Below are 25,589 nucleotides of genomic sequence, written 5' to 3'. Positions count from 1 at the left end.
AATACGCCCTGCAAGCCGCGGTATCGCGTCAAATTGATGGGTCTGTCTGCTTTGGGTGTTTTACAAGCTGATGGTAACGTTTTTTGTCTAGTTCAATATGATAGCGATGTTTATACTGACGGAATTCAAATTTGATCAGGGGCGAATATGAGCAATCTTCTTTTAGCAACCGCGGTTGGAATTGGGGGAACCGTGTTCATGGATCTATGGTCGGTTCTGTTAAATCGCGTCTTTGCGATTGCGCCCCCCAATTGGGGATTGGTTGGCAGATGGGTATTCCATTTAAAACATGGCGTGGTTTTTCATTCAGATATTCAAATCGCGCAAGAAACGGCTGGTGAAACCCGCATCGGCTGGGCCTTCCATTATGGCGTGGGTATAATCTACGGCGTTCTTTTCATCGCGTTAATAGGAGCAGACTGGCTAAGGGAGCCAAGCTTCCTGCCTGTTTGGGTATTTTCTATTGCGACAATCGCTGCAGGATGGTTTTTATTGCATCCCGGCTTGGGACTTGGCATCGCCTTATCAAAAACCCCAAACCCGCACTTTGGGCGCGCTATGGGATTGCTTGGCCATACCGTTTTTGGGCTCGGAATGTGGTGCACAGCGCTTTTGTTATAGCGCGGTCAAGAAGGCAGATCTGATAGAAGTGAACCTGTTCCAATTGCTAAGATATTGGCGCGTACGATCTTAAAAGTGCAGTTTAACAGCAGCTTAAACGGGGCAGCGTGCGATCCTAAAACAAACTGCCTGCGAGCTTTTGAAAAACGCTTCTGCAGCCATCTTAAACATCTTTAAGCCTTTAAGATGGATCTCTTCACGCATTACGCTAGCTTAGTCGATAGAGAGCGTTCTGACATGGTGCGATGACTAGTTCAAAAATAAAACATCTTTGCGTAATCGCCCAAAAGGCACGGGGCCCAATAATTCAAAGCAAAGATCGGGGTGAGACGCCCGGCTATGCGGTCAAGCGATAAGCCGCTTGTACCCTTGCAGATGGAGCAAAACATGAAATTTGAGGGTGTTTATACCCCGCTTGTTACCCCTTTCCACAAGGATTTCACTTTAAACAAACAGGCCATGCAAGCCAGCATCGACCTTTTGATCGACGCCGGCATTGATGGGTTAATTGTGGCGGGTACGGAAGGTGAATATTATGCAATGTCGATGAAAGAGCGCGTCTATTTGATGCGAGTGGCAAAAGAAATGATTGCAGGGCGCGTGCCCATGATCATCGGGACCAGCGCCATACGCACCGAAGAGTGCATCGAATATGCCCGTCAAGCCAAGGTGCACGCAGCAGATGCAGTTCTGGTCACGGCGCCGCCGGTGGCTCTTCCAACGGGCCCTGAAATCGCGGCGCATGTATTGGCCATTGAGCGCGCAGCCAAGCTACCCCTTATATTGCACAATGACCCGCAGCGATTATCGGTTAATTTGGATGAAAGCTGTCTTGCTCAAATTGTTGCATCCAATCCTCCATCTGCGTTGATCTATAACAGCGGCAATCCGGAGCATTTGCATATGCTCGCGCGCGCGCATCCTCAAATCGACCTGTCCTGCGGAAGCAATTCTCACGCGCTTGAATTTTTTGCTTGGGGTGCGCGCAGCTGGGTTTGCGCGGGTTCCAATTTTGCACCAGAGGCCCATGTCGCGCTTTATCAGGCCTGCGTGATCGAAGGCGATTTTGTCAAAGGTCGGGCGATCATGTCAGCCATGCTGCCTTTGATGCAGGCTTTTGAAACGCAAGGAAGGTTCGTGCAATCTGTCAAACATGGCCTGAGCACGCGCGGTATCGATGCCGGCCCCCCGCGCAAGCCGCTTCATCCCTTAGAACAAAAAGAAAAAGACCCTATAGAGGCGATGATACACAAAATGAACAAATCAATTTCACAAATCACACGTCAAGCTGTGTGACCTGCGTGATTGGCATCTTCATCAATGACATCTCATTGATGAAGATGTTCATACGCCGAAGACTCTGCGCTAGTCGGTGCCGATCAGAACCCCAGCCAAAAGGAAAAAGGCCAGCCTTTTTAGGCCACGCGGTGCTTCAACCGCATGGGAATATAAAAGGGCCTTCGACCGGTTTTTGAGCCTGCGCTTGCGGCCAAGCATTTGATGCCCTCAGGCCACTAGAAAAACGCTTGCAAGCCGGTTTGGGCGCGACCCAGGATCAACGCATGCACATCATGCGTTCCCTCATAGGTGTTCACCGTTTCCAGATTATTCATGTGACGCATCACGTGATATTCATCCGAAATACCATTGCCGCCATGCATATCACGCGCAAGGCGTGCAATATCCAGCGCTTTACCGCAATTGTTACGTTTGATCAGGCTGATCATCTCAGGCGCGGCTTCGGCCTGATCCAACAAACGCCCCACTCGCAGTGAAGCTTGCAATCCTAAAGCGATTTCCGTTTGCATATCGGCCAGCTTTTTCTGAAACAATTGCGTCTGCGCAATCGGCCGGTCAAATTGTTTGCGATCTAGACCATATTGACGGGCGGCATGCCAACAGAACTCGGCCGCGCCCATAACGCCCCAGCTGATGCCATAACGCGCTCTGTTTAAGCAGCCAAAAGGCCCTTTCAACCCTGAAACATTGGGCAGCAACGCATCTTCTGAGACTTCGACATTATCCAACACAATCTCGCCGGTAACCGAGGCCCGCAACGACAGCTTGCCATCGATTTTAGGGGCAGTCAGACCCGCCATCCCTTTTTCCAAAATGAACCCTCTGATGGCACCATCATGCGCATCTGATTTGGCCCAAACCACGAAGACATCCGCGATCGGTGCATTCGAAATCCACATTTTAGATCCTGTCAGGCGATATCCATCCGCAGTTTTAATTGCCCGCGTTTTCATGCCCGCCGGATCCGATCCCGCATCTGCTTCGGTCAGTCCAAAGCAGCCAATAAGGCGCCCTTCTGCCAAACCAGGCAGGTATTTATTGCGCTGCTCTTCCGAACCATAGGCGTAAATCGGATACATCACGAGGCTTGACTGCACCGACATCATCGAACGGTAGCCACTGTCAACGCGCTCCACCTCGCGGGCCACAACCCCATAAGCCACATAGCCTGCGCCCAACCCGCCATATTCTTCAGGTACCGTCACGCCCAGCAAGCCCAGCGCCCCCATTTCCCGAAAAATCTCTGGCTCAATAGTCGCATTCCGGTAGGCGTTCAGAATTCGAGGCTGCAATTCATTTTGCGCAAAGCCGCGCACAGATTCTTGCAACATGCGTTCTTCCTCAGTCAACTGATCTGAAAAATTGAATGGATCTTGCCAATCGAAGCTGCTTAGATTTGGTCGGTCTTTCGCGCTGATCATGTCAGTTGCATCTTTCATATCGATATCCCCAGGGCTGTTTTTCGAATTGGCGCCATTATGACCTGAATATCCGAAAAGTTACAGCGCGATCGCGAATTTATTTTTTTCATTAAATCCGCTATCATTCAGGCGAGACCGCAGCTTTTATATCCGGTTCAAACCCTCTGTCGCCCCCGGTCAAAATTGAAACAGTTTCACCCCAAGGCGTAGCCGGCACCGCGCACTGTGCGTAGAAGATCTGTACCGCCATTCTGGCATAAGGCTTTGCGAAGACGTCCTATGTGAACATCTACCGTGCGGGTTTCGACATCGGTTTCACGCGACCAAACCCGATCAAGCAGCTGATCCCGGCTCCAAACGCGGCGCGGCTTTTCCATAAAAACGCTGAGCAATCTAAATTCAGTCGGGCCAAGTTTCAGCGGCTGGTTATCGCGAAACACTTCAAAGGTTTCAGCGTCCAAAACAATATCCTCAAATCGCAATTTTTGCCCCATCGCGGCGGCCCGCGTTCGGCGCAACTGGCCGCGCACCCGCGCCAATAATTCAATCACCGAATAAGGTTTGATCATGTAATCATCTGCGCCGGTTTCCAAACCACGTACCTTATCAACTTCTTCTGAGCGCGCAGAGAGCATAATGATTGGGATTTCCCGCGTTTCCCGATTCAGTTTCAAACGGCGGCATACTTCGATACCAGAGACCAATGGCATCATCCAATCCAATAAAATTATGTCGGGTGACGCTTCATCCACGACCAGAAGCGCTTCTTCACCGTTCTCGGCGATCAACACCTCATAACCTTCGGCTTCTAGATTATAGCACAATATCTCGCGCTGTGACGGCTCATCTTCCACAATCAAGATCGCTGGTTTTACCATGCGGCGCGTCCAATTACTTTCTTAAGCTGATATCAGGATCCAGCGATGTAAGATCGCCTTTGGGGCGCGGGTCACTGGGAAGCTCACCGGTTGCCAAAAAGACAACTTGCTCGCAAATTGAGGTCACATGATCGCCCATGCGTTCGATATTCTTGGCGATGAAATGTAAATGCATGCAGGCTGTGATATTGCGCGGATCTTCCATCATAAACGTTAAGAATTGCCGGAACATCCCGTTATAAAGCTGGTCAACATCACGGTCTTTTAAAATCACCTGCTCTGCCAAGTTCGGATCACGTTGAATATAAGCATCCAAGGCATCTTTTAGCATAAGCTCAACCTCGCGCCCCAAGCGCCGCAAGGATGACCCCGCATTTTCTATCTCGGGCAGTTCCAACAGCACGCCTGTGCGCTTGGCCATATTTTTGGAATAATCGCCAATGCGTTCAAGGTTGCCACTGACTTTAATCACCGACAGGATCAACCTTAAATCGACCGCATTGGGAGAGCGCAATGCCAAAACCCGCGCAGCCTGCGCATTGATCGACGCTTCAAGCTGGTCAATCATTTTATCGCGCGCGATAACCTCTTCTGCCAATGGATTATCACGGGTTTCAAATGAACGGGTCGCATCTGCGATCGACGCCTCAACAAGCCCCCCCATTTTCATGATCAGGGCTTCTATTGATTCAAGGTCTTTATCAAATCCGCTGACAATATGTTTTTCTACCATGGAAGCCTCCTTAGCCGATCCGGCCCGTGATGTAACTTTCGGTTCGGGCATCTTTCGGATTTGTGAAAATCGCGCTCGTATCGTCAAACTCGACCAAATTACCAAGGTGGAAAAAAGCAGTTTTTTGGCTAACCCGGGCCGCTTGCTGCATCGAATGGGTAACGATAATCACAGAGTAGTTTTGTTGTAACTCGCTGATCAATTCTTCGATTTGCGCGGTCGCGATGGGATCAAGCGCAGAACATGGCTCGTCCATCAGCAAAACTTCAGGCTCTGTGGCGATTGCGCGGGCAATGCATAAACGCTGCTGCTGCCCGCCCGACAAGCCGGTTCCGGAAGTGTGCAGCCGGTCCTTCACCTCATCCCAAATAGCGCCGCGGCGCAGCGCCTTTTCAACAATCTCATCCAACTCGGCTTTGTTCCGCGCCCGGCCATGTATGCGCGGGCCATAGGCAACATTATCGTAAATAGACTTTGGAAATGGGTTGGGCTTTTGAAACACCATGCCAATCTTGGCCCGCAGCATCACCGGATCTATTTGCGATATATCTTGATCGTCAAACATAATACTTCCTTCAACACGACAATCCGAAATCGTATCGTTCATCCGGTTGAAGCATCTTAAAAAAGTTGATTTTCCGCAGCCTGAGGGACCGATGAAGGCGGTTACCATTTTCTCAGAAATACGAATGTTCACATCTCTAAGAGCCTCTTTATCACCATAGAGCACGCGCACGTCTTGAGCGATTATTTTTGATTTTTCAGACACGGTTTCTTCCATATTTGTATCAAGCATATCCTACCACCGCTTTTCAACGCGGCGGCGCAGGATTATCGCCAGAGCATTCATTGTTATCATAAAACATAATAAGACGATAATGGCACCCGAGGCGCGCTCAACAAAGGCGGGATCACCTCTGACCGTCCAATTATATATTTGCACGGGCAGTGCCGTTGAGGGATCAAAAATACCATCGGGAGACAGTGATGGGTATTCGCGCACAAAAGCCACCATCCCGATCAACAGCAATGGTGCGGTTTCCCCCAGCGCTTGGGCAAGGCCCAAAATAGTGCCCGTTAAAATACCAGGCGCTGCTGAGGGCAATACGTGATGAAACACCGCCTGAACGCGGGATGCGCCAAGACCCAGCGCTGCAGATTTGATCGAGGGCGGCACCGCTTTGATCGCAGCGCGCGCGGCAATTATCACCGTTGGCAAGGTCATCAATGTCAGGCACAATCCACCAACAATCGGGGCTGATTGGGGTAAATCCATAAAATTAATAAAAAGCGATAGACCCAGAATTCCAAACACGATCGAGGGCACCGCCGCCAAGTTTGAAATATTTATTTCAATCAAATCGGTAAACCAATTTTTCGGCGCAAATTCTTCCAAGAAAACCGCTGTGCATACAGAAAGGGGTACGGCCAAAACGAAAACGATAATCACCATATAAAGCGAGCCAAGTAAGGCTACGCCCAACCCTGCTGCTTCTGGCCGCAAGTCAGAGGCATCCGGCCAATAGAAGAATTGCCCGTTGAAACGTGTCTTTAACAGACCCGCGGCTTTCATAGCATCTGCCAAAACCAGCTGATCTGGCGAAATCATAACATCAAGCGCGGCGGTTTCAAAAGTCACCCGCCCCTTATAATATCCGTCAATCCGGCCATTGGCCAAAACTTCAAAGTCAAACGGGCGATCAAGCAGCGAGGGATTTTCTAACACTGCATAGCGTAATTGCGCGGGCGCCTCTTTCGAGATCATATTTTTAAGCTGCTTTTTATCCAGCTTTGAAAAGTCGATCCCTGCATCTTTCAGGTTTTGCTGCAATTGATCACGGATCACCTTCGAGTAGCCGATCGTTGAGACTTTCTTCATCTTTTCCGGATCCCGCGTGCCGGTTTTATCCAGTTTAGCGGCGGGCAAATCCAGCTGCAGCTGTATGAAGGTTTGTTTAAAGGCCGGCAGACCTGCAGCCAAGACTGAGCTGAATAAGGCGAGCACGCACAGCAAACCCAGCGTTATCGCTACTAGGCCATACATCCTGAAGCGCAGTTCTTTCGCGTGACGGGCTTTTAAATCCAAATCCTTAATCCCTACTCATATTCTTCACGATATTTGCGCACGATATAAAGCGCCAATACATTTAAGCATAATGTGATCACGAACAGCGACAGCCCGAGCGCAAACGCCACCAAGGTTTCTGGCGATTCAAATTCTGTATCACCCGTGAGCTGGTTGACAATTTTTGCCGTGATTGTTGCCATGCCTTCCAGTGGGTTGAGGCTTAGCTTCGCCGCTGCACCGGCCCCTAAAACCACGATCATGGTTTCGCCGATTGCGCGGCTGCTGGCCAACAGAACCGCACCAATGATGCCCGGCAATGCGGCAGGAATAATCACTTTTTTCACCGTCTCTGAGCGGGTTGCCCCAAGCCCGTAGGACCCATCCCGCAAGGATTGAGGCACCGCATTGATTATATCGTCAGACAGCGAACTGACAAAGGGAATGAGCATGATGCCCATCACCAGACCCGCCGCCAGAACAGAATCCGAATTTGACCCCAAACCAAGTGGTTGCGTGAAGGAATCGCGCAACATCGGGCCCACAGTAAGCAAGGCAAATAATCCATAAACGATGGTGGGAATTCCAGCCAACAGCTCCAGCAAAGGTTTGGTGATGTCCCGAAAACGCTGCGTGGCATATTCTGACAGGTAGATCGCCGCAAACAGCCCAATCGGAACCGAAAAAGCCAAAGCCACAAAAGAAATATATAACGTGCCCCAGAGCAGCGGCAAAACACCCAGCTCGGACCCGTACCCCTCTACCTCACCAGAGTGAAATTGTGGGCTCCACACGGTGCCAAATAGAAAGTCGGAAATTGGGTGCATTTGCGCAAAATGGAGGGTTTCGGAAAGCAGCGACACAACAATCCCGACCGTGGTTAAAACAGCCACAACGGATGAGGCCGCCAGCACCGAGATAATACCAAATTCAACGCGGTCGCGCGCGTTAAACTCGATTGAGACTTTATCCCAGGCGCGATAGCCGAAAACCAACGCGATCAGGCTGGTTCCGATTAGCAACAACGTTGAAAACTGCATTTTCAAACGCAAAGCGTGCAGAACAAGCTCAGGATGAACCACATCAGGAGCCTCGCCTATACGCGGTATAACCGTTTCAAACCCACCGGACCAATATGAAATCACCGCCATGAGCAGCCCCATAAAGCCCTGCGGCGCCAAGCCGGGCAAACCGGCTTTCAAGGAAGCGCGTATGCTTTCGCGCAGCAAGTGCAGGTCGGCCGCGGTTTCAAATAAATCCACGCCCAAAGCCTTAATCGCGGAATTGAAAAAATAAAGTTCAAGCCCCCATATGAGCGAAGAAAAAAGCACGATCGGAATAGAGACTTGCATCACGCCATACCAGCCCCAATGGGTTGAGGAGGCACCCATAATATGCCCTTGTGCGCGCAAATTCAGTGACCGCGCACGGCAAAGAAAAAACACAGCGACACAGGCCAATAAGAGGATGGGCAAAACAGAATTCATGTTTGAACCTTCAACAAAACAGGGGCCGCCCAAACCTGAGGCACGCCCCCTTGAAACATCCGCATGGGTTTATTCCAAAGGACCCATCGGAATGCGGTTTGCGACCATTTCTTGAGTTTCAGCAAGCTGCGGATCGGACACAAGACCATATTCCGATAATGGCCCATCGGGGCCCGCTATGTCATCGCTCACAAAAAACTCAACAAACTCTTGAAGCCCTGGGATCGCATCTAAATGCGCGTTCTTAAGGTAAAAATAAAGTGGGCGTGACACGGGATATGCCCCAGTTGCAATGGTTTCCGTCGATGCCTCAACGCCGTTGATCGTGGCCGCATAAATTGTATCGGTATTGTTCATCAAAAAGCTTAACCCAAACACGCCGATGCCGTTGGGGTTGGAGGATAAACGCGCTAACGTTTCCGTGTAGTCCCCGTCAATATCTACGGAACGACCATCGGTGCGCACTTTAAAGCATTCCTTTTCGGCTTTCTTTTTATCATTCCCATTGGCCTCAAAGAAAGTGTTATAAAAGCCGGCGGCTTTACATCCTGCAAGCATAACTTTCGTTTCAAACACTTCCCGCGTTCCATGTTTTGTGCCCGGAATGAACAACATGATCTCTCGATTAGGCATAGACGGATCTATTTCTGTCCAATTCAAAGCCTCAGATTTATCGCTGGTCGCAAGATAAATCTGCATCGGCGTCAGATTTTCAAAACCCGTGGTTTCCAACCGGCTTGCAAACACAATGCCATCGTAACCGAAGCGCACTTCCATGATTTCTTTCACGCCATTTGCCGCGCAAGTGTCAATATCGCTTTGCTTGATTCGGCTTGAAGAATTGGCGATGTCCGTTGTGTTTGCGCCAACGCCTTCGCACAGCTTCTTGCGCCCAGCGCCTGACCCCCCAGATTCAATCAAAGGCGTGGGAAAATCAAAGTTTTCGCCAAAGGCTTCGGCAACGATTGTGGCATAGGGCAGCACGGTTGATGAGCCTGCAGCGTGCACATTGTCACGCGCAAAAGCAAAATTTGGGGATGTTGCACTTACAGCCAAAGCGCAAATCGCCAGTTTAACAAAAGACATCGGTCTCTCCTTAATGAGTCACGTAAAGCCAGATGCACTTTGCATCGTTTCCGGCTGTTGCGGTGCTATCTCTTTTTCACGATGCTTTTGCGACAGTTTTGTAACAGCTATATGACGGCTTTATATTTTTACAAAAAATATGCGCCACACTCCAATTTTTAAGCAGCTTGTCCCAACTTAAGAAAGGCTCGCAAGGCTTAGATTGGCAAAATAATTTTAAATTCACTGCCTTTGCCAACAGCACTGTCAATTTTCAAAACCCCGCGATGGCGGCTGACAATATGCTTTACAATCGCCAAACCCAAACCAGTTCCCCCCATTTCGCGGCTTCTATGGCTGTCGATGCGGTAAAACCTTTCGGTCAAGCGCGGTATATTAAGCGCATCAATGCCGGGCCCCTTATCCGCCACGCTTATAGCGATACCCTCACATCTCAGGCGGGTCTGATACCTGATATCCGATAAGGTAACGCTTACCTCATTATTCGGCCCACCATATTTGATCGCATTTTCAATAAGGTTGATAAAAACTTGCCTCAATTGGTCTTTATCCCCCGCCATTTTGACCAAGCGATCCGCGTTAACCACGTGCAAGCGCACTCCCCGCGCTTCGGCAACGGGTGCCAATGTTGTTGCGGTTTCCTGCAGCAAGCGCGACACATCAACAACCTCATTCGGGCGCATTCGTTCAACAGCCTCAACTTGTGACAGGGATAGAAGATCAGAGACCAAGCGGTTCATGCGCTGCGCTTCGCGCTCCATAATTTTAAGAAATCGCTCGCGCGCTGACGCATCCGCGCGCGCTGACGTGTTTAGGGTTTCAATAAAGCCTAACAGCGCGGTGAGCGGTGTTTTCAACTCGTGGCTCACATTGGCAACAAAATCGCGCCGCATTTGGCTGACATGCTCTCTATCCGATTGGTCTTCAAAACACAGCAATGTCAGATTTTCGTGAATGGGCGCGCAGGACACTTTATAAAGCACATCTTGCGTGCTTTCATTTACGACGAACTGGCTGATCTGCGTAAGGCGCGTTGCCAATGCAGCCTCTACCGCTTCGAGCAGAGCGGGCTGTCGCAGCACTGTGATATAGTGCCGATCCATCAACCCCTCCCCCAAGAGAGACACCGCCTCTGCGTTCATTACCGAGACGCGCTGGTTGGCATCTATAGCAAGCGCGGCAAGGGGGATGCCCTGGAGGATGGACGCAATATTTACCTCTGCCAACATGTCACCTTTTTGAACCCAAATAGAACGGAATGCTTTGAGCGCCTATTGCCGTTAAGCTATAGAAGGACGATAAAAGCAATCCATCGCTCGCGGCTTTTACAATGCCCGTGCGGGTCATAATCACACAGAAGCAAGTGCATGTTCGAAGACATTCAGCAGGGCAATCTCATCTTCCAAACCAACCGAGACGCGAAAAAAGCCCTCCGAAATGCCCAGCTTTTGCTGCTCAGGCCCGCTCAATACCCGATGCGATGAACTGACAGGATGGCTGAGCGTTGTGCCCACATCCCCCAATGTGGGGGCAAAGGCTATCTGATCGGCAGCTTTTGTAAAACGCTCAGCAGCTTCTCGCGTCTGATTGGCCAACTCAAAACTCACCATATTGCACCCGTTTTGACCCAAAATGGCCTGTGCCCGGGTGAAATCAGGGTGGCTGGCTTGGCCTGGATACAGCACCCGCGCCACGCCTTTATGTTGCGCAAGCATCTTGGCCAAAGCACCCGCTGTGGCTTGTGTTTTTTCAAAGCGCAAAGGAAAGGTCAGCAATCCCCGCTCGGCAAGCCAACAATCAAATGGGCTGGCCGTCATCCCGGTGGTTACCGAGAATGTATAAATCTTTTCTCGCAAACCGAGATCTTTTGCGGCCACATAGCCCAGAGTGACATCGGAATGCCCCGCCAATAATTTTGTTACCGAATGGATCACAATATCAGCACCAAAGTCAAAAGGCCGGATGGCTTTTGGCGTGGTGAAGGTATTATCGACTGCCAGTATCACCTGCTGCTCTGCCGCCCAGGCGGCAATGCCAGTCAGATCAGCAACGCGCAATGTCGGGTTTGATACCGCCTCAATCAAGATCATTTTCGTATTGGGGCGCCGCGCCGCTGCCACGCAATCCGCTTGCGTGGTATCAACCAAGCTGGTTTCAATCCCCAATCTGGGCAAATCCTCTTTCAAAAGGCGCAGCGAACGGCCATAGAGCTGGTCTGAGCCAATAATATGATCGCCCGCCTCGAGCACCCCCAAAAGGGCCGCGCTGACCGCAGCCATTCCAGACCCCAGCACAATTCCATGATGCGCGCCCTCGAGATCATCGATTAGGCGGGCCAGCGCCTCTGCGTTGGGATGCCCCTCGCGGGCATAGGTATACCCCTGCAGCCTTCCCTCATATTGAGCATCCAGCATATCCGGCCCCTCCGAGGCGTAGACAACCGATGGGGATAAAGGGGTCACCACCGGGCGGCTAGCACTGTCCGGCAGACCAATGGGCCGCATCAAATTGCGAGCATGGTTTTTCATAATACTGCCCCCTCTTGCAGTTGGTCGCGAAACTGCGCTGCATTCTCTTGGTAATGCAGCGCGCTTGCCGCAAGACCTTGCATCTCTTGCGCGCTGAGCGCGCGCACAACCCGTCCGGGACTGCCCACAACCAGTGAACCATCTGGAATAACTTTATTTTCGGTGATCAACGCCCCCGCTCCGATCAAACAGTTTGTTCCAATTTTCGCCCCATTTAAAACGATTGCGCCCATTCCAATCAGTGAGGTATCGGCAATTTCACATCCATGAAGGATCACCTTATGGCCAATTGTGCAATTTTCCCCAATCCGCAAAGGGTACCCAATATCAGTATGGATAACGACATTTTCTTGAATATTGCTGCCGGCCCCAATCTTGATCAATTCGTTGTCACCGCGCAAAGTTGCACCGAACCAAACCGATGTTTTACGCTCGAGGATCACGTTCCCAATGACATTGGCATCTGGAGCGACCCAAGCAGAAGGGTCAACTTGCGGTATTTTGGCATTCAAGCGGTAAAGCGTCATACTCGATCCTCAAACTCACTGTTCAAACGGCGCACTCGGTCAACCAAACCAGGTTGTTGGGAAAGGCGCATGCGCTCAGATGTGATGATATTCTTCAAGTCTTGTTCTGTTTCATCAAGGTCATCATTGACCAGAACGTAATCATATTCGGGCCAATGGCTGATTTCGTTGCGTGATTTTGCCATGCGCCCCGCAATCACCTCTTCGCTGTCTTGCGCCCGCGCTCTTAGACGGCGTTCAAGTTCTTTTATACTGGGCGGCAAGATGAAAATCGATAACACATGTTTGCCCAAACTGGAATTTCGCACCTGTTGACCACCTTGCCAATCAACATCGAACAGCACATCTTTCCCCTCGTTAATGGCCTCTTTCACAGGGCCATGCGGGCTTCCGTAAAAATTTCCAAACACCTCAGCATGCTCGAGCATTTCATCGTTTTTAACCAATATTTCAAAGGCTTTTTGATCGATAAACATATAATCCTGCCCATCAACCTCTCCGGTGCGCGGCGCCCGCGTGGTGGCCGAAATCGAAAATTGGATTTCAGGATCCCACTGGCGCAACCGGCGCGCCAGGGTCGATTTGCCTGCACCTGAGGGCGAGGATAAAATAATCAGCAAACCCCGCCGGTTTTCTTGGGTCATACTCTATTCCACATTCTGAATTTGTTCGCGCATCTGATCTGTTAAAACCTTCAACCCGAGCCCAAGATCTGTCAATTCTTTATAATTGGCCTTCGCGCACAGCGTATTGGTTTCTCGGTTAAACTCTTGCATCAAAAAATCTAATTTCCGGCCATTGGCAACTTTTTGTTCAATCAATTTACGCGCCGAGGCAACATGTGCGTCGAGGCGATCTAATTCTTCAGTAATATCACTCTTTATCACAATCAGCGCCAATTCTTGGGCAACACGCTGAGGGTCCATTTCATTCTCGGCGCGAAAAATTTTATCAATATTCTTTTGCAGCGATTTGGAAGCGGCCGCTTCACGCTGTGGCAGCAACGTTTTAGCCTGCGCCAAAAGGCGTTCAAAATCCGCCAACTGTTGTGAAATAATCGTTTTTAAAGCTGCGCCTTCTGCTGCGCGACTTGCCGCGAAGGCCCGCAGCATGGGCCGCAACGCCTCAAGCAGGTCGGCGCCTTGCTCGCTTAATCGCTGTTGCCCTACCTCAGAAGATACCAGCACACCGCGCAATGGCAGAATGTCAGCCGCCCGCGAAGGCGCCAAGCTCAGGCCAATATCCATCGCTTTTTGTTCGATACGTTCCAACGCCCCTAAAATCGCCGCTAGGCTTTCTTCGCCAAGCACCGCTTGATCTGAGGGTGAATCACTGGCCTCTAGTTTCAGCGAAACAGAAATATGCCCCCGCGTCGCATAGGTTTGCAATTCAGTGCGCAAACTCTCTTCAAACCGCTCAATCCAATCGGGGATGCGGCATTTAATGTCGAGTCCACGGCCGTTTACGCTTCGAATTTCGGCCCGCCAAGACACACCATTTAGGCACCCGGTATCGGATGCAAAACCAGTCATTGAACAGATCAAAATGACCTCCTGTACCACTCAGATGGTGCTAAGCTATCCCCAAAGACAGATCAAGCCACCACCATGCCGAGGCTGCCAACAAAATATCCGCCGGAATACCCCGTTTTCAGCCTTTAGCTGAAAAAACGCCCCCCATTTGGAAAGGCTAAGGCTGCTCACCCTCATGACCGGCCAAGCGCAGCGCCGCGTAAGCACATAAGACGCCGCTGACAAGAGCTTCAGGGTCGCCGAGGGCTATCCCATTGTTACGCAACAGCTGTTTTCGCCCGTCCCTGTCGGTGACAAACCAATTCCTCAGCCACCAGAAACGCAAGCTCCAAAGACTGGCTGGCGTTTAGACGCGGATCGCAGGCAGTGTGATAGCGCGCGGATAGATCTTCATCGCTTACAGCGTGCACGCCGCCCGTACACTCGGTTACGTCTTGGCCTGTCATTTCAAAATGCACGCCGCCTGGAACAGTGCCCTCTGCCGTGTGCACCGCAAAGAATTCTCGCACCTCACGCAAAACACTGTCGAAAGGGCGCGTTTTATAACCGGTCGAGGATTTGATGGTATTCCCATGCATCGCATCGCAGGTCCAAAGCACGTTGGCGCCTTCTTCCTGCACGGCCTTGATTAACCGCGGCAAATGATCCCCGACAGCACCGGCGCCAAAGCGTGAAATCAGCGTCAGACGCCCAGCTTCATTTTCAGGATTGAGACGCGCCATCAACACTTTAAGATCATCAGCGGTGGTGGTTGGTCCACATTTCAGCCCAATCGGGTTTTGAACGCCGCGACAAAACTCTACATGCGCCCCATCTGGCTGGCGGGTGCGATCGCCGATCCAAATCAGATGGCCTGATCCGGCCAGCCATTTTCCAGATGTTGAATCCAAGCGGGTTAGGGCTTCCTCATACTCCAACAATAGGGCTTCATGGCTCACATAAAAATCAACCGTCCGCAGCTCTTGAGAGCTATGCGAGGCGATACCCGCCGCGCTCATAAAGTCAAGCGCATCGCTGATGCGATTTGCCATATTGCGGTACTCAGCAGCGCGGTCGCTTTCAGTAAAACCCAGCGTCCAACTATGCACTTGATGTACATCCGCATAGCCGCCTTTGGAAAACGCCCGCAATAGGTTCAACGTCGCCGCAGATTGGGTGTACGCTTGTGTCATTTTTTGAGGGTCCGGGATGCGTGCCTCAGGCGTAAAGGCCAGCTCATTGATGATATCGCCCCTATAGCTGGGCAGTTCCACGCCCTCTTTGGTCTCGGTTGGGGCAGATCTGGGCTTGGCGAACTGGCCGGCCATGCGGCCCAATTTCACCACCGGCACTTTCGCGCCATAAGTGAGAATCATCGCCATTTGAAGCATCACTTTAAACGTGTCGCGAATCCCATCCGCAGTAAATTGCTCAAAGCTTTCTGCGCAATCTCCGCCTTGCAGTAAAAAGGCTTCCCCCCGCGACGCCGAAGCAAGCTGTGCTTTCAAGTCACGCGCTTCGCCCGCAAATACCAAAGGTGGATAATTAGACAGCTGTGCTTCTACTTTCTCCAAAGCTGCCGCATCGACATAATCGGGCATTTGCACGCGCGGAAGATTACGCCAATCAGATTTTTGCCACTCCGCCATCTCTTGATCTCCAAAGCAAAGGATTGTTTCGTATTCCTATACTAAATCCGCCGCGAAAGAACCATAGCATAATGTTATTCTACATCTTGACGCGACCGATTAGTTTTGACCAAGTGATGTTTGAAAAAACGAATGCCCAGACCCTCGGCCCGTGAATAAGAGAGACAGTGGAATGGTAACCCAATCCAATTTGATTTCAGTTTCCAACCAGCAAGGTGGCCCGCGCCGATTTGCGTTTGTATTGATCGAAGAGTTTTCATTGTTGTCATTTGCGGCGGCGTTGGATGCGTTGCGAATCGCAAATCGGATGTCCGGAAAACCTCTTTACAGTTGGACAGTTCTTGGCGAGAGCGCGGATATTGTTTTTTGCTCCGCAGGAACGTCCTTTCGCGTCGATGACGGGCTTGTTGAGTTGAAAAGAGATGATACCGTGATCCTGTGCGGCGGTATGAACATTCAGCGGCGAACCTCTAAAAAGCTTTTGAATTGGGTGCGCCGCGAAACGCGCAAAGGCCTGTCGGTCGGCGGGCTTTGCACCGCAGCTTACACGATGGCGAAAGCCGGCCTTTTAAACGGACGACGCGCCACTATACATTGGGAAAACCAAGATAGTTTTACCGAAGATTTCGATGAGGTCGAATTAACAAAATCCGTCTTTATCAAAGATGGTAAGTTTATGACCACGGCCGGTGGCACCTCATCGATCGATTTAATGCTAAAATTAATCGCCGAGGATTTTGGCGAGGATTTGGCCAATGCCGTGGCGGATCAACTGATCTATAGCTCGATCAGAACCGACCAAGATACCCAAAGATTATCAGTGCCCACGCGAATTGGCGTCCGCCATCCAAAACTAAGCCAAGTCATTCAAATGATGGAAACAAACATCGAAGAACCGATAAGCCCCTCGCTGCTTGCAAAATATGTTGGCATGTCAACCCGGCAGTTAGAGCGGCTTTTCCGGCGCTATTTAAACCGCAGTCCAAAGCGGTATTACATGGAACTTCGCCTGCAAAAAGCCCGCAACCTTTTGATGCAGACGGATATGAGCGTGATCAATGTGGCCTTGGCCTGTGGCTTTGCCTCACCCTCTCACTTTTCAAAATGTTACCGGGCGCATTATCAAACCACACCCTACCGTGAGCGGGGCAGCCTGTCAGCAACCCCGGGTTGATTTGGTTGCAATTCTCGGTGGAATTATACCGCAGAAAGACACTTTAGCCTGCACTTATGCTGATAATTTAAGCATTCCTACTTTTCTTTTGCGACACAGCGTCATAAAGTTCGCGCTGGATTTGTGATCCTTACATGGGAGAAGTAACATGAGAAACTTTTTAATGGCGACGGCTGCGGCAGCTTTAACAGCAGGCACCGCAATCGCTGGCGGCCATAGCGACGAGATTAAAATCGGCGTGATTTTGGGCTTTACCGGACCGCTCGAAACAATCACCCCCTCAATGGGCTTGGGCGCTGAGCTGGCGATGAAAGAAGTCACCGCGTCAGGCAAATTGCTCGATGGCGCAACCGTGACACCGGTTCGCGGAGATTCGACCTGCATTGACGCAGCGGCCGCAACCGCGGCGGCAGAGCGTTTAATCACATCGGATAATGTAGATGCGATCATGGGTGCGGATTGTTCAGGCGTCACAGGCGCGATCCTGCAGAATGTAGCACGCCCGAATGGTATCGTGATGGTATCGCCTTCGGCTACATCACCGGCGCTTTCAACGGCTGAAGATGATGGTTTGTTTTTCCGCACAGCCCCATCAGATGCGCGTCAAGGCGTTGTGATGACACAAAATATCATGGATCGCGGTTTCAAATCCGTTGCTCTGACATACACCAATAACGATTATGGCAAAGGATTGGCCGACAGCTTCCAAGCCGCGTTCGAAGCCGCTGGTGGCACCGTAACCGTATCTGCTGCGCATGATGAAGACAAAGCCGATTATTCTGCCGAAGTCGGCGCACTGGCCTCAGCCGGTGGCGAAATTCTGGTTGTTGCGGGCTATGCAAACGGTGCTGGCACGCAAATCATCCAAGGATCGCTTGACACAGGCGCGTTTGACACATTCGTGCTGCCAGACGGTATGGTAGGTCAAGATATCGTTGACAAAATCGGCCCAGATTTGACCGGCTCATTCGGTCAATATCCAGGCACCGACAGCAAAGGCGCTGACATGTTCGTTGCGATGGCGCTTGGCGCCTCTTTGAACAACCCTGCGGAAGCGTTTGGCGGTTCTGACGCATTTGCGCCCGAAAGCTATGATGCTGCCGCGTTGATCATGCTCGCTATGCAAGCCGCTGGCTCAACCGACTCAGCCGCAGTGAAAGATCACCTCATGGCGGTTGCCAATGCGCCAGGCGAACAAATCATGCCGGGCGAATTGGGTAAGGCGCTTGATATGATCAAAGCCGGAAAGGAAATCGATTACGTGGGAGCAACGGCCGTTGAATTGATCGGACCGGGCGAATCAGCCGGCAACTATCGCGAGATCGAGATCAAAGACGGCGCGGTGGCAACGGTCGCGTTCCGTTAATCTCTTTAAGTGAGAACAAAAAACAGCCCGGGAGACCGGGCTGTTTTGCATTTCAACCCTGCGCAGTGGATGAATAAGGGCAGTTGTTTTGATTAAAGTTCAAAATCTTCACAAACATTTTGGTGGGTTTCACGCGGTTGACGGAGCCTCGCTTGAAATTGCATCAGGGTCTATAACAGGGCTAATTGGCCCGAATGGCGCTGGAAAAACCACTTTATTTAACGTAATCGCCGGCGTGCTCGCACCAACATCAGGCAGCGTCTTAATGAATGGCGAAGATATCACCGGATTGGCGCCGCATCAGTTGTTCAGTAAAGGCCTGCTGCGCACGTTTCAGATCGCCCATGAATTTTCATCTATGAGCTGCCGCGAAAACTTGATGATGGTTCCGGCAAATCAATCAGGGGAAACCCTTTGGAACACTTGGTTTGGCCGCAAACGCATCGCCAATGAAGAGCGGGCGCTGGCGGCAAAAGCCGATGAAGTCCTTGAATTTTTAACCATTGATCACCTGCGCGATCATAAAGCTGGGCAAGTCTCTGGCGGCCAAAAAAAGCTGTTAGAGCTGGGCCGTACAATGATGGTCGATGCAAAAATTGTGTTTCTGGATGAAGTCGGAGCCGGGGTGAACCGCACGCTTTTAAACACAATAGCCGATGCAATCTTGCGGCTGAATAAAGAGCGCAATTATACATTCGTTGTCATCGAACATGACATGAATTTTATCGAGCGGCTTTGTGACCCAGTGATCTGTATGGCCGAAGGGCGCGTACTGGCAGAAGGAACACTGGCCGAAATAAAGGCCAATGAACAGGTTATCGAAGCCTATTTGGGCACCGGCCTGAAAAACAAAACCACCGCATGAATAAGGGCGTAAGAAAATGAATATGAGCAGCCTAAATCTGCAGGTTACTTGGATGCAAGCGAGTTAATTGGACATGAATGAGCCATTTTTAATCGGAGAAACGATGACCGGCGGCTATGGGCAGGGGCCAGATATTCTGCACAGCTGTACCATTGCGGTCGAGCGCGGAGAAATCGCGGTGATTGTGGGCCCAAATGGCGCGGGAAAATCAACCGCGATGAAGGCTGTTTTCGGCATGCTTCGCCTGCGCGAAGGCCAAGTGCGCCTTGACAGTGATGATATCTCACATCTCTCACCGCAAGATCGTGTTGCCAAAGGCATGGGATTCGTGCCCCAAACAAACAACATATTCACCAGCATGACAGTACAAGAGAACCTAGAAATGGGTGCGTTTATTCGACGGGATGATTTTCGCGAGACGCTTGAGCAGGTCTATGATTTATTTCCTATTCTGCGCGATAAACGTCGGCAAGCCGCCGGCGAGTTATCAGGCGGGCAACGCCAGCAAGTAGCGGTTGGGCGCGCGTTGATGACCAAGCCTAAATTACTCATGCTGGACGAACCAACCGCCGGTGTCAGCCCGATCGTTATGGATGAACTCTTTGACAGGATCATCGAGGTCGCCCGCACCGGCATACCGATCCTTATGGTTGAACAAAATGCGCGGCAGGCGCTGAGCATTGCCGATAAAGGCTATGTCTTGGTGCAAGGGCGCAACGCTTTTACCGGCAGCGGCGCAGAATTGTTGAACAATCCAGAAGTCCGCAAATCGTTCCTAGGGGGGTAGAGCTTTGCGTAAAGTTTTTGAATGCACTCGATTACGCGGTGGCGGTCTTTCACCTCAGACGCGTCTGCGCGCGCGCAGAATTGATAGAGGGGAATGCCTGTGATGGATCTGCTTAATGCGCTGGTTGCGCTGGCCAATTATGTAATTATACCCGGCCTTGCCTATGGCAGCCAATTGGCGCTGGGGGCTTTGGGTATCACGCTCATTTATGGGGTGTTGCGGTTTTCTAATTTTGCGCATGGCGATACGATGGCCTTTGGAGCAACGCTGAGTATTCTGGGCACGTGGTGGCTTCAATCGATGGGAATTTCTTTTGGGGTTTTGCCAACGGCCCTTTTGGCCCTGCCCTTCAGTATTCTTGGCTGTATTGCGTTGATCTTGTTCACCGATCGTACCGTCTATCGCTTTTATCGCGTTCAAAAAGCCAAACCCGTGATCTTTTTAATCGTTTCGATGGGGGTGATGTTTATTATGAATGGCGTCGTGCGCTTCATCATCGGCCCCGATGATCGCACTTTTAGCGATGGTCAGCGCTTCATCATGTCAGCGCGCGAGTTTAAGGCCATGACCGGGTTGAAAGAGGGGTTGGCAATTAAAACGACGCAAGGCTTGACCGTGATTGCCGCCGTGATTGTTGTTGCCTTGCTGTTTTGGTTCCTTGAGCGCACACGAACCGGCAAGTCGATGCGCGCCTACGCGGATAATGAAGATCTGGCTTTGCTCTCTGGGATCAATCCAGAGCGCGTGGTGATGGTGACCTGGATGATCGTCGCGGCGCTGGCGACAATTGCAGGCACGCTTTATGGGCTGGATAAAGTGTTCAAGCCCTTTACCTATTTGCTATTGCTCTTGCCGATTTTTTCCTCGGCCATCGTCGGCGGGCTGGGCAATCCGGTTGGCGCGATTGCCGGCGGGTTTGTGATCGCCTTTTCGGAAGTTACCATAACCTATGCGTGGAAAAAAGTGGTGACCTATCTCGTGCCAAGCGATTGGGCCCCCTCGAGCTTGGTGCAATTGCTAAGCACTGATTATAAATTTGCAGTCAGCTTTTCTATTTTGATCATTGTGCTGCTATTTCGTCCGACCGGTTTGTTTAAAGGAAAGGCCTATTGATGGCGCAGTATAGAAACATTTTTCTGTTTGCAGCGATGGCATTGCTCATCCTGTTGACTGGTTTTTTGCAAAGCTGGAATAGCGCTTTATTGATCCTCAATATGGGGCTAATCAGCGCCATCATGTCCTTAGGGGTGAATTTGCAATGGGGCTTTGCGGGCCTTTTTAACGTGGGCGTGATGGGGTTTGTGGCTCTGGGCGGTCTGGCCACTGTGCTGATTTCAATGCCACCCGTTACAGAGGCGTGGAGCGCAGGAGGACTGAGGACCATGCTGGGCTTGGTGATTGGTGTTGCCAGCCTTTGGCTAACCAGCTTAGCCATCGTCCGCCTGCCATCGGGCAAAGCCAAAATATTGGGAATTATTGCTGGGCTGATTGTGGGGTTTTTCGCATTCAGGTTTGTTTTCGATGGCGGCGTATCAGCGATCGAAGCGGTCAATCCAGCCTCAACGGGATATCTAGGCGGATTGGGATTGCCGATCCTACTGGCTTGGCCCGCTGGCGGGCTGCTGGCAGCGGGTGTGGCGTGGATTATTGGAAAAACCGCCTTGGGCTTGCGCTCTGATTATCTGGCCATCGCCACTTTAGGCATTGCGGAAATCATTTTAGCGATCATGAAAAATGAGGATTGGCTGGCCCGAGGCGTCAAAAATGTAATCGGCCTTCCTCGGCCGGTTCCCTTCGAGGTGGATTTGCAAAACAACCCAGACTTCGTGGCAACCGCAACGGACCTTGGAATGAATGCTGTGACCGCTTCGTCTATTTATGTAAAGCTCTGCTACGCTGGCTTGTTTACTGTCGTTCTGTTGCTTTTGCTTTGGATGGCCCAAAACGCGCTGCGCAGCCCATGGGGGCGTATGATGCGCGCCATTCGCGATAATGAAACCTCTGCAGAAGCGATGGGAAAAGACGTTACCAAACGGCATCTGCAGATCTTTGTGTTGGGCTCGGCGATCTGCGGCATTGCGGGCGCTATGATGACCACGCTGGACGGTCAGCTGACCCCAGCGGGCTATCAACCTTTGCGTTATACATTCTTGATCTGGGTTATGGTGATTGTCGGCGGCTCTGGAAATAATTTTGGCGCGGTGCTGGGCGGTTTTGTGATCTGGTTTTTTTGGGTGCAAGTGGAACCGATCGGTGGTTTCTTAATGCAAGCAATCACCTCAGGAATGGAAGATGCAAGCCCCCTAAAACAGCATTTGATCAGCAGCGTGGCGCATATGCGGCTTTTTACCATGGGTCTTATCTTATTGCTGGTGCTGCGCTTTTCTCCCAAAGGCTTAATTCCTGAAAAATAGAAAAACGGGTTGAGGTCCTGCGCGAGAGGGCCTTTCAAACCTCTTTTTTAAAGCCCTGACAAACCGCTTTGAAGCCAAGCCTCCGCCCAATCAAACCTGCACGACAAACATAAACCGTCCATCAAGGACCTGCGCGCACCGCGAGCGACGCTGACACGCCACTCCAAGCGCAGCGAGAGCTCATGCATCGCGCAAGTAAAGGCGGCTTATTCAGCTGCTAATTTCCGGTCTTTGAGCAACATCTTCAAATAATGCCCCGTGTGACTGCTTTTCTTCTTGATGATGGTTTCCGGAGTTCCGGCGGCCACGATGCGCCCGCCCCCATTACCGCCTTCAGGACCGATATCAATGATCCAATCTGCCGTTTTGACAACATCCAGATTATGCTCAATCACCACCACAGAATTCCCTTGATCCACCAATTCATGCAGCACTTCTAGTAATTTTCGTACATCTTCGAAATGCAAGCCCGTCGTCGGTTCATCCAGAATATAAAGGGTACGGCCCGTCGAGCGCTTTGCCAGCTCTTTTGACAATTTGACGCGCTGCGCCTCACCGCCCGACAGCGTTGTGGCCTGTTGGCCGACCTTGATATAGCCCAAACCCACCCGCACCAATGCATCCATTTTTTCACGGATCGATGGCACCGCTTGAAAAAACGCCTGCGCATCTTCGACCGTCATATCCAGCACATCTGCAATGCTTTTGCCTTTGAATTTAACCTCCAGCGTTTCGCGATTGTAGCGCGCGCCATTGCAGGTTTCGCAGGTCACGTAGACATCGGGTAAGAAATGCATTTCAATTTTGATAACCCCATCGCCCTGGCAGGCTTCACAGCGCCCGCCTTTCACGTTGAAACTGAACCGGCCGGGCTTATAGCCGCGGGTTTTTGCCTCAGGCAATCCTGCGAACCAATCGCGGATGGGCGTGAAGGCACCCGTATACGTGGCGGGGTTTGAGCGCGGCGTCCTGCCGATCGGACGCTGGTCGATATCGATCACCTTATCAAGAAATTCGAGACCTTTGATCGTTTCACAGGGGGCCGGTGTTTGTTTGGCCCCGTTCAAACGCATCGAGGCCGTTTTGAACAAGGTTTCGATTGTAAGCGTGGATTTACCACCGCCTGACACCCCTGTAACGCAGATCAGTTTGCCAAGCGGAAAATCCGCCGTAACGGATTTCAGGTTATTTCCGGTGGCCTTAACCACGGTAAGCATTTTGCCGTTCCCACTGCGCCTTACCGCAGGAACCGCGATCTCTTTTATCCCTTGAAGATATTGCCCTGTAAGAGAGTTTGGATCGGCCGCGACCTCTGCTGGCGTGCCGCGGGACACAACATGCCCCCCATGAACACCCGCGCCTGGTCCGATATCGAACACGTAATCCGCCTCGCGGATTGCTTCTTCATCATGTTCGACCACAATCACCGTATTGCCTTGATCGCGCAGGTTTTTCAACGTGGTAAGCAAACGGTCATTGTCGCGCTGATGCAGGCCAATTGAGGGCTCATCAAGCACGTATAAAACACCCGTGAGCCCGCTGCCAATCTGACTGGCCAACCGGATCCGTTGACTTTCGCCCCCCGATAAGGTGCCCGCATTGCGGCTGAGGGTTAAATACTCCAAGCCCACATTATTCAAAAACCCAAGCCGCTCTCGGATTTCTTTCAAAATCGCGGCCGCGATTTGATTTTTTTGATCGCTCAAATGTTCGGGCACGCCCTCGCACCAGCTCAGCGCATCTCGGATCGACATTTGTACAAGTTCACCCACGTGCAAGTTGGCAATTTTGACGGCCAGCGCCTCGGGGCGTAGGCGGAAGCCATTGCAGCTTCCGCAGGGTTGGTTGTTCTGGTAATTTTCAAACTCTTCGCGCACCCACGAACTGTCAGTCTCGCGATAGCGCCGTTGCATATTCGGAATGACACCCTCAAAACCACGGGTTACCTGATAAACGCGGCCTCCGTCATCATAACGAAATTTAATCTCCTGATCCCCTGATCCGTGCAAAAATACTTTTTTAACGGCGGCAGGCAAATCCTTCCAACTGACATTCATGGACACGCCATAATGTTTGGAAATTGCTTCGATCGTTTGTGTGAAATATGGGCTCTTTCCCTTCCGCCATGGTGCGATGGCACCATCCCGCACTTTCAGGGTTTCATCCGGCACCACCAATCGCTCATCAAAAAACCGCTCTTGCCCCAACCCGTCACACTCCGGGCATGCACCGAAGGGCGCATTGAACGAGAACAGACGCGGTTCAATTTCCGAAATTGTGAAACCGCTCACCGGACACGCGAAATTTTCGCTGAAGGTAACCCGCTCAGGATCACCCTCATCCGGGGCAGTTTCCAAAATTGCAATACCATCGGCGAGGTCAAGCGCGGTTCGAAAACTATCGGCAAGGCGGGTTTCTATGCCCGCACGCACCACAATCCTATCAACCACAACGTCGATATCATGGCGAAATTTCTTATCCAGGGTGGGCGGATCATCCAGCTCATAAAAAGCGCCATCCACTTTCACGCGCTGAAACCCTTGCTTTCGCAATTCAAGGAATTCTTTGCGATACTCACCCTTTCTATCGCGCACGATCGGGGCTAATAAATAGGCGCGGGTGCCCTCGTGCATCGCCGCAACGCGGTCGACCATGTCTTGCACCTGCTGGGCCTCAATCGGCAAGCCAGTGGCAGGGCTATAGGGCGTGCCAGCCCGGGCAAAAAGCAACCGCAAGTAATCATAAATTTCGGTGACTGTGCCAACTGTGGAGCGCGGATTTTTGCTGGTGGTTTTCTGTTCAATCGAAATGGCAGGGCTGAGGCCAGAAATCTGATCGACATCCGGTTTTTCCATCATATCCAGAAACTGACGGGCATAGGCACTGAGCGATTCAACATAGCGCCGTTGCCCTTCAGCATAAACGGTATCAAAGGCCAGCGATGACTTTCCGGATCCGGAAAGACCTGTTATCACCACAAATTGATCGCGTGGAATATCCACATCGATTGACTTTAGGTTATGTTCGCGGGCACCGCGCACAGAGATGAATTTTTGATCTGCCATGATGTTCCTTACTCTACAAACCAAACATAGGCTGATTAAACTGAGTCTCCAATCAAATTTTGAGAACAAATATAGAACATTTGGCTTTACGTGGCCTTTCCCTCTGATCTTTC

General features: G+C 51.2%; 22 protein-coding genes. 8 read left to right on the top strand and 14 right to left on the bottom strand.

Features of this window, described 5'->3' with window-relative positions:
- Positions 1 to 147: 147 nt before the first annotated feature.
- Both UM181_11850 and UM181_11845 read left to right on the top strand, forming a co-directional pair.
- Positions 148 to 621: a DUF2938 domain-containing protein gene (locus tag UM181_11850; protein ID WQC62018.1), complete on the top strand. Its 474-nt coding sequence runs from the start codon at positions 148 to 150 to the stop codon at positions 619 to 621.
- A 387-nt stretch (positions 622 to 1,008) separates the two neighbouring features.
- Positions 1,009 to 1,917, top strand: coding sequence for a dihydrodipicolinate synthase family protein (locus tag UM181_11845; GenBank protein WQC62017.1), 909 nt, complete (start codon positions 1,009 to 1,011; stop codon positions 1,915 to 1,917).
- A gap of 218 nt (positions 1,918 to 2,135) precedes the next feature.
- Here the strand turns inward: UM181_11845 and UM181_11840 are convergent, their stop codons facing one another.
- From UM181_11840 to UM181_11780, 13 genes are all read right to left on the bottom strand, one after another.
- Complete coding sequence (locus tag UM181_11840; protein ID WQC62016.1) at positions 2,136 to 3,359, bottom strand: acyl-CoA dehydrogenase; 1,224 nt, start codon at positions 3,357 to 3,359, stop codon at positions 2,136 to 2,138.
- A gap of 176 nt (positions 3,360 to 3,535) precedes the next feature.
- The gene (phoB, locus tag UM181_11835) at positions 3,536 to 4,219 is read right to left on the bottom strand and encodes a phosphate regulon transcriptional regulator PhoB (protein WQC62015.1); all 684 of its coding nucleotides are present in this window, start codon (positions 4,217 to 4,219) and stop codon (positions 3,536 to 3,538) included.
- Between the two features lie 13 nt (positions 4,220 to 4,232).
- Entirely contained in the window at positions 4,233 to 4,952 is a 720-nt protein-coding gene (gene phoU / locus UM181_11830) for a phosphate signaling complex protein PhoU (GenBank protein ID WQC62014.1), read from the bottom strand.
- Between the two features lie 10 nt (positions 4,953 to 4,962).
- Positions 4,963 to 5,748, bottom strand: a complete 786-nt coding sequence (gene pstB, locus UM181_11825) for a phosphate ABC transporter ATP-binding protein PstB (GenBank protein WQC62013.1) — start codon at positions 5,746 to 5,748, stop codon at positions 4,963 to 4,965.
- Between the two features lie 3 nt (positions 5,749 to 5,751).
- The gene (gene pstA, locus UM181_11820; GenBank protein WQC62012.1) at positions 5,752 to 7,038 is read right to left on the bottom strand and encodes a phosphate ABC transporter permease PstA; all 1,287 of its coding nucleotides are present in this window, start codon (positions 7,036 to 7,038) and stop codon (positions 5,752 to 5,754) included.
- Positions 7,039 to 7,049: 11 nt separating this feature from the next.
- Positions 7,050 to 8,504: a phosphate ABC transporter permease subunit PstC gene (gene pstC, locus UM181_11815; GenBank protein WQC62011.1), complete on the bottom strand. Its 1,455-nt coding sequence runs from the start codon at positions 8,502 to 8,504 to the stop codon at positions 7,050 to 7,052.
- A gap of 69 nt (positions 8,505 to 8,573) precedes the next feature.
- The gene (locus UM181_11810; protein WQC62010.1) at positions 8,574 to 9,590 is read right to left on the bottom strand and encodes a substrate-binding domain-containing protein; all 1,017 of its coding nucleotides are present in this window, start codon (positions 9,588 to 9,590) and stop codon (positions 8,574 to 8,576) included.
- 197 nt (positions 9,591 to 9,787) lie between these two features.
- On the bottom strand, positions 9,788 to 10,819 hold the full coding sequence (locus tag UM181_11805) for an ATP-binding protein (protein ID WQC62009.1): 1,032 nt from the start codon (positions 10,817 to 10,819) through the stop codon (positions 9,788 to 9,790).
- A gap of 120 nt (positions 10,820 to 10,939) precedes the next feature.
- A complete protein-coding gene (locus tag UM181_11800) occupies positions 10,940 to 12,118 on the bottom strand; it encodes a PLP-dependent aspartate aminotransferase family protein (protein ID WQC62008.1) in 1,179 nt (392 codons plus the stop codon).
- Positions 12,115 to 12,645, bottom strand: a complete 531-nt coding sequence (locus UM181_11795; GenBank protein WQC62007.1) for a gamma carbonic anhydrase family protein — start codon at positions 12,643 to 12,645, stop codon at positions 12,115 to 12,117. The genes UM181_11800 and UM181_11795 overlap by 4 nt, the downstream gene beginning before the upstream one ends.
- Positions 12,642 to 13,289, bottom strand: a complete 648-nt coding sequence (gene gmk / locus UM181_11790) for a guanylate kinase (GenBank protein ID WQC62006.1) — start codon at positions 13,287 to 13,289, stop codon at positions 12,642 to 12,644. The genes UM181_11795 and gmk overlap by 4 nt, the downstream gene beginning before the upstream one ends.
- A 3-nt stretch (positions 13,290 to 13,292) precedes the next feature.
- Positions 13,293 to 14,207 carry a YicC/YloC family endoribonuclease gene (locus UM181_11785; protein ID WQC62005.1) on the bottom strand — a complete coding sequence of 305 codons (915 nt, stop codon included), beginning with the start codon at positions 14,205 to 14,207 and terminating at the stop codon, positions 13,293 to 13,295.
- Positions 14,208 to 14,434: 227 nt separating this feature from the next.
- The gene (locus tag UM181_11780; GenBank protein ID WQC62004.1) at positions 14,435 to 15,805 is read right to left on the bottom strand and encodes a 3-deoxy-7-phosphoheptulonate synthase class II; all 1,371 of its coding nucleotides are present in this window, start codon (positions 15,803 to 15,805) and stop codon (positions 14,435 to 14,437) included.
- Positions 15,806 to 15,977: 172 nt separating this feature from the next.
- Between UM181_11780 and UM181_11775 the strand changes: the two genes are divergently transcribed.
- From UM181_11775 to UM181_11750, 6 genes are all read left to right on the top strand, one after another.
- On the top strand, positions 15,978 to 16,979 hold the full coding sequence (locus UM181_11775; GenBank protein ID WQC62003.1) for a GlxA family transcriptional regulator: 1,002 nt from the start codon (positions 15,978 to 15,980) through the stop codon (positions 16,977 to 16,979).
- 148 nt (positions 16,980 to 17,127) lie between these two features.
- Entirely contained in the window at positions 17,128 to 18,345 is a 1,218-nt protein-coding gene (locus tag UM181_11770; protein ID WQC62002.1) for an ABC transporter substrate-binding protein, read from the top strand.
- An 88-nt stretch (positions 18,346 to 18,433) separates the two neighbouring features.
- A complete protein-coding gene (locus UM181_11765; GenBank protein ID WQC62001.1) occupies positions 18,434 to 19,210 on the top strand; it encodes an ABC transporter ATP-binding protein in 777 nt (258 codons plus the stop codon).
- Positions 19,211 to 19,283: 73 nt separating this feature from the next.
- The gene (locus UM181_11760; GenBank protein WQC62000.1) at positions 19,284 to 19,997 is read left to right on the top strand and encodes an ABC transporter ATP-binding protein; all 714 of its coding nucleotides are present in this window, start codon (positions 19,284 to 19,286) and stop codon (positions 19,995 to 19,997) included.
- A gap of 102 nt (positions 19,998 to 20,099) precedes the next feature.
- Positions 20,100 to 21,110 (top strand): branched-chain amino acid ABC transporter permease, encoded by a 1,011-nt coding sequence (locus UM181_11755; GenBank protein WQC64745.1) that lies wholly within the window; start codon positions 20,100 to 20,102, stop codon positions 21,108 to 21,110.
- Entirely contained in the window at positions 21,110 to 22,411 is a 1,302-nt protein-coding gene (locus UM181_11750; protein ID WQC61999.1) for a branched-chain amino acid ABC transporter permease, read from the top strand. The genes UM181_11755 and UM181_11750 overlap by 1 nt, the downstream gene beginning before the upstream one ends.
- A gap of 206 nt (positions 22,412 to 22,617) precedes the next feature.
- Here the strand turns inward: UM181_11750 and uvrA are convergent, their stop codons facing one another.
- A complete protein-coding gene (gene uvrA, locus UM181_11745; GenBank protein ID WQC61998.1) occupies positions 22,618 to 25,476 on the bottom strand; it encodes an excinuclease ABC subunit UvrA in 2,859 nt (952 codons plus the stop codon).
- Positions 25,477 to 25,589 lie beyond the last annotated feature (113 nt).

The sequence above is a fragment of the Alphaproteobacteria bacterium US3C007 genome (assembly GCA_034423775.1).
Taxonomy (GTDB): Bacteria; Pseudomonadota; Alphaproteobacteria; order Rhodobacterales; family Rhodobacteraceae; genus Thalassovivens; species Thalassovivens spotae.
The sequence above is the reverse complement of the archived record's forward strand: the minus strand, read 5'-3'. Positions and strand labels throughout refer to the sequence as shown.

Excerpts from the sequence above, each read along its gene's own strand:
- UM181_11850 (WQC62018.1), top strand. The coding sequence starts at position 148 with ATGAGCAATCTTCTTTTAGCAACCGCGGTTGGAATTGGGGGAACCGTG.
- UM181_11845 (WQC62017.1), top strand. The coding sequence starts at position 1,009 with ATGAAATTTGAGGGTGTTTATACCCCGCTTGTTACCCCTTTCCACAAG.
- UM181_11840 (WQC62016.1), bottom strand. The coding sequence starts at position 3,359 with ATGAAAGATGCAACTGACATGATCAGCGCGAAAGACCGACCAAATCTA.
- phoB (WQC62015.1), bottom strand. The coding sequence starts at position 4,219 with ATGGTAAAACCAGCGATCTTGATTGTGGAAGATGAGCCGTCACAGCGC.
- phoU (WQC62014.1), bottom strand. The coding sequence starts at position 4,952 with ATGGTAGAAAAACATATTGTCAGCGGATTTGATAAAGACCTTGAATCA.
- pstB (WQC62013.1), bottom strand. The coding sequence starts at position 5,748 with ATGCTTGATACAAATATGGAAGAAACCGTGTCTGAAAAATCAAAAATA.
- pstC (WQC62011.1), bottom strand. The coding sequence starts at position 8,504 with ATGAATTCTGTTTTGCCCATCCTCTTATTGGCCTGTGTCGCTGTGTTT.
- UM181_11810 (WQC62010.1), bottom strand. The coding sequence starts at position 9,590 with ATGTCTTTTGTTAAACTGGCGATTTGCGCTTTGGCTGTAAGTGCAACA.
- UM181_11805 (WQC62009.1), bottom strand. The coding sequence starts at position 10,819 with ATGTTGGCAGAGGTAAATATTGCGTCCATCCTCCAGGGCATCCCCCTT.
- UM181_11800 (WQC62008.1), bottom strand. The coding sequence starts at position 12,118 with ATGAAAAACCATGCTCGCAATTTGATGCGGCCCATTGGTCTGCCGGAC.
- UM181_11795 (WQC62007.1), bottom strand. The coding sequence starts at position 12,645 with ATGACGCTTTACCGCTTGAATGCCAAAATACCGCAAGTTGACCCTTCT.
- gmk (WQC62006.1), bottom strand. The coding sequence starts at position 13,289 with ATGACCCAAGAAAACCGGCGGGGTTTGCTGATTATTTTATCCTCGCCC.
- UM181_11780 (WQC62004.1), bottom strand. The coding sequence starts at position 15,805 with ATGGCGGAGTGGCAAAAATCTGATTGGCGTAATCTTCCGCGCGTGCAA.
- UM181_11775 (WQC62003.1), top strand. The coding sequence starts at position 15,978 with ATGGTAACCCAATCCAATTTGATTTCAGTTTCCAACCAGCAAGGTGGC.
- UM181_11770 (WQC62002.1), top strand. The coding sequence starts at position 17,128 with ATGAGAAACTTTTTAATGGCGACGGCTGCGGCAGCTTTAACAGCAGGC.
- UM181_11760 (WQC62000.1), top strand. The coding sequence starts at position 19,284 with ATGAATGAGCCATTTTTAATCGGAGAAACGATGACCGGCGGCTATGGG.
- UM181_11755 (WQC64745.1), top strand. The coding sequence starts at position 20,100 with ATGGATCTGCTTAATGCGCTGGTTGCGCTGGCCAATTATGTAATTATA.
- UM181_11750 (WQC61999.1), top strand. The coding sequence starts at position 21,110 with ATGGCGCAGTATAGAAACATTTTTCTGTTTGCAGCGATGGCATTGCTC.
- uvrA (WQC61998.1), bottom strand. The coding sequence starts at position 25,476 with ATGGCAGATCAAAAATTCATCTCTGTGCGCGGTGCCCGCGAACATAAC.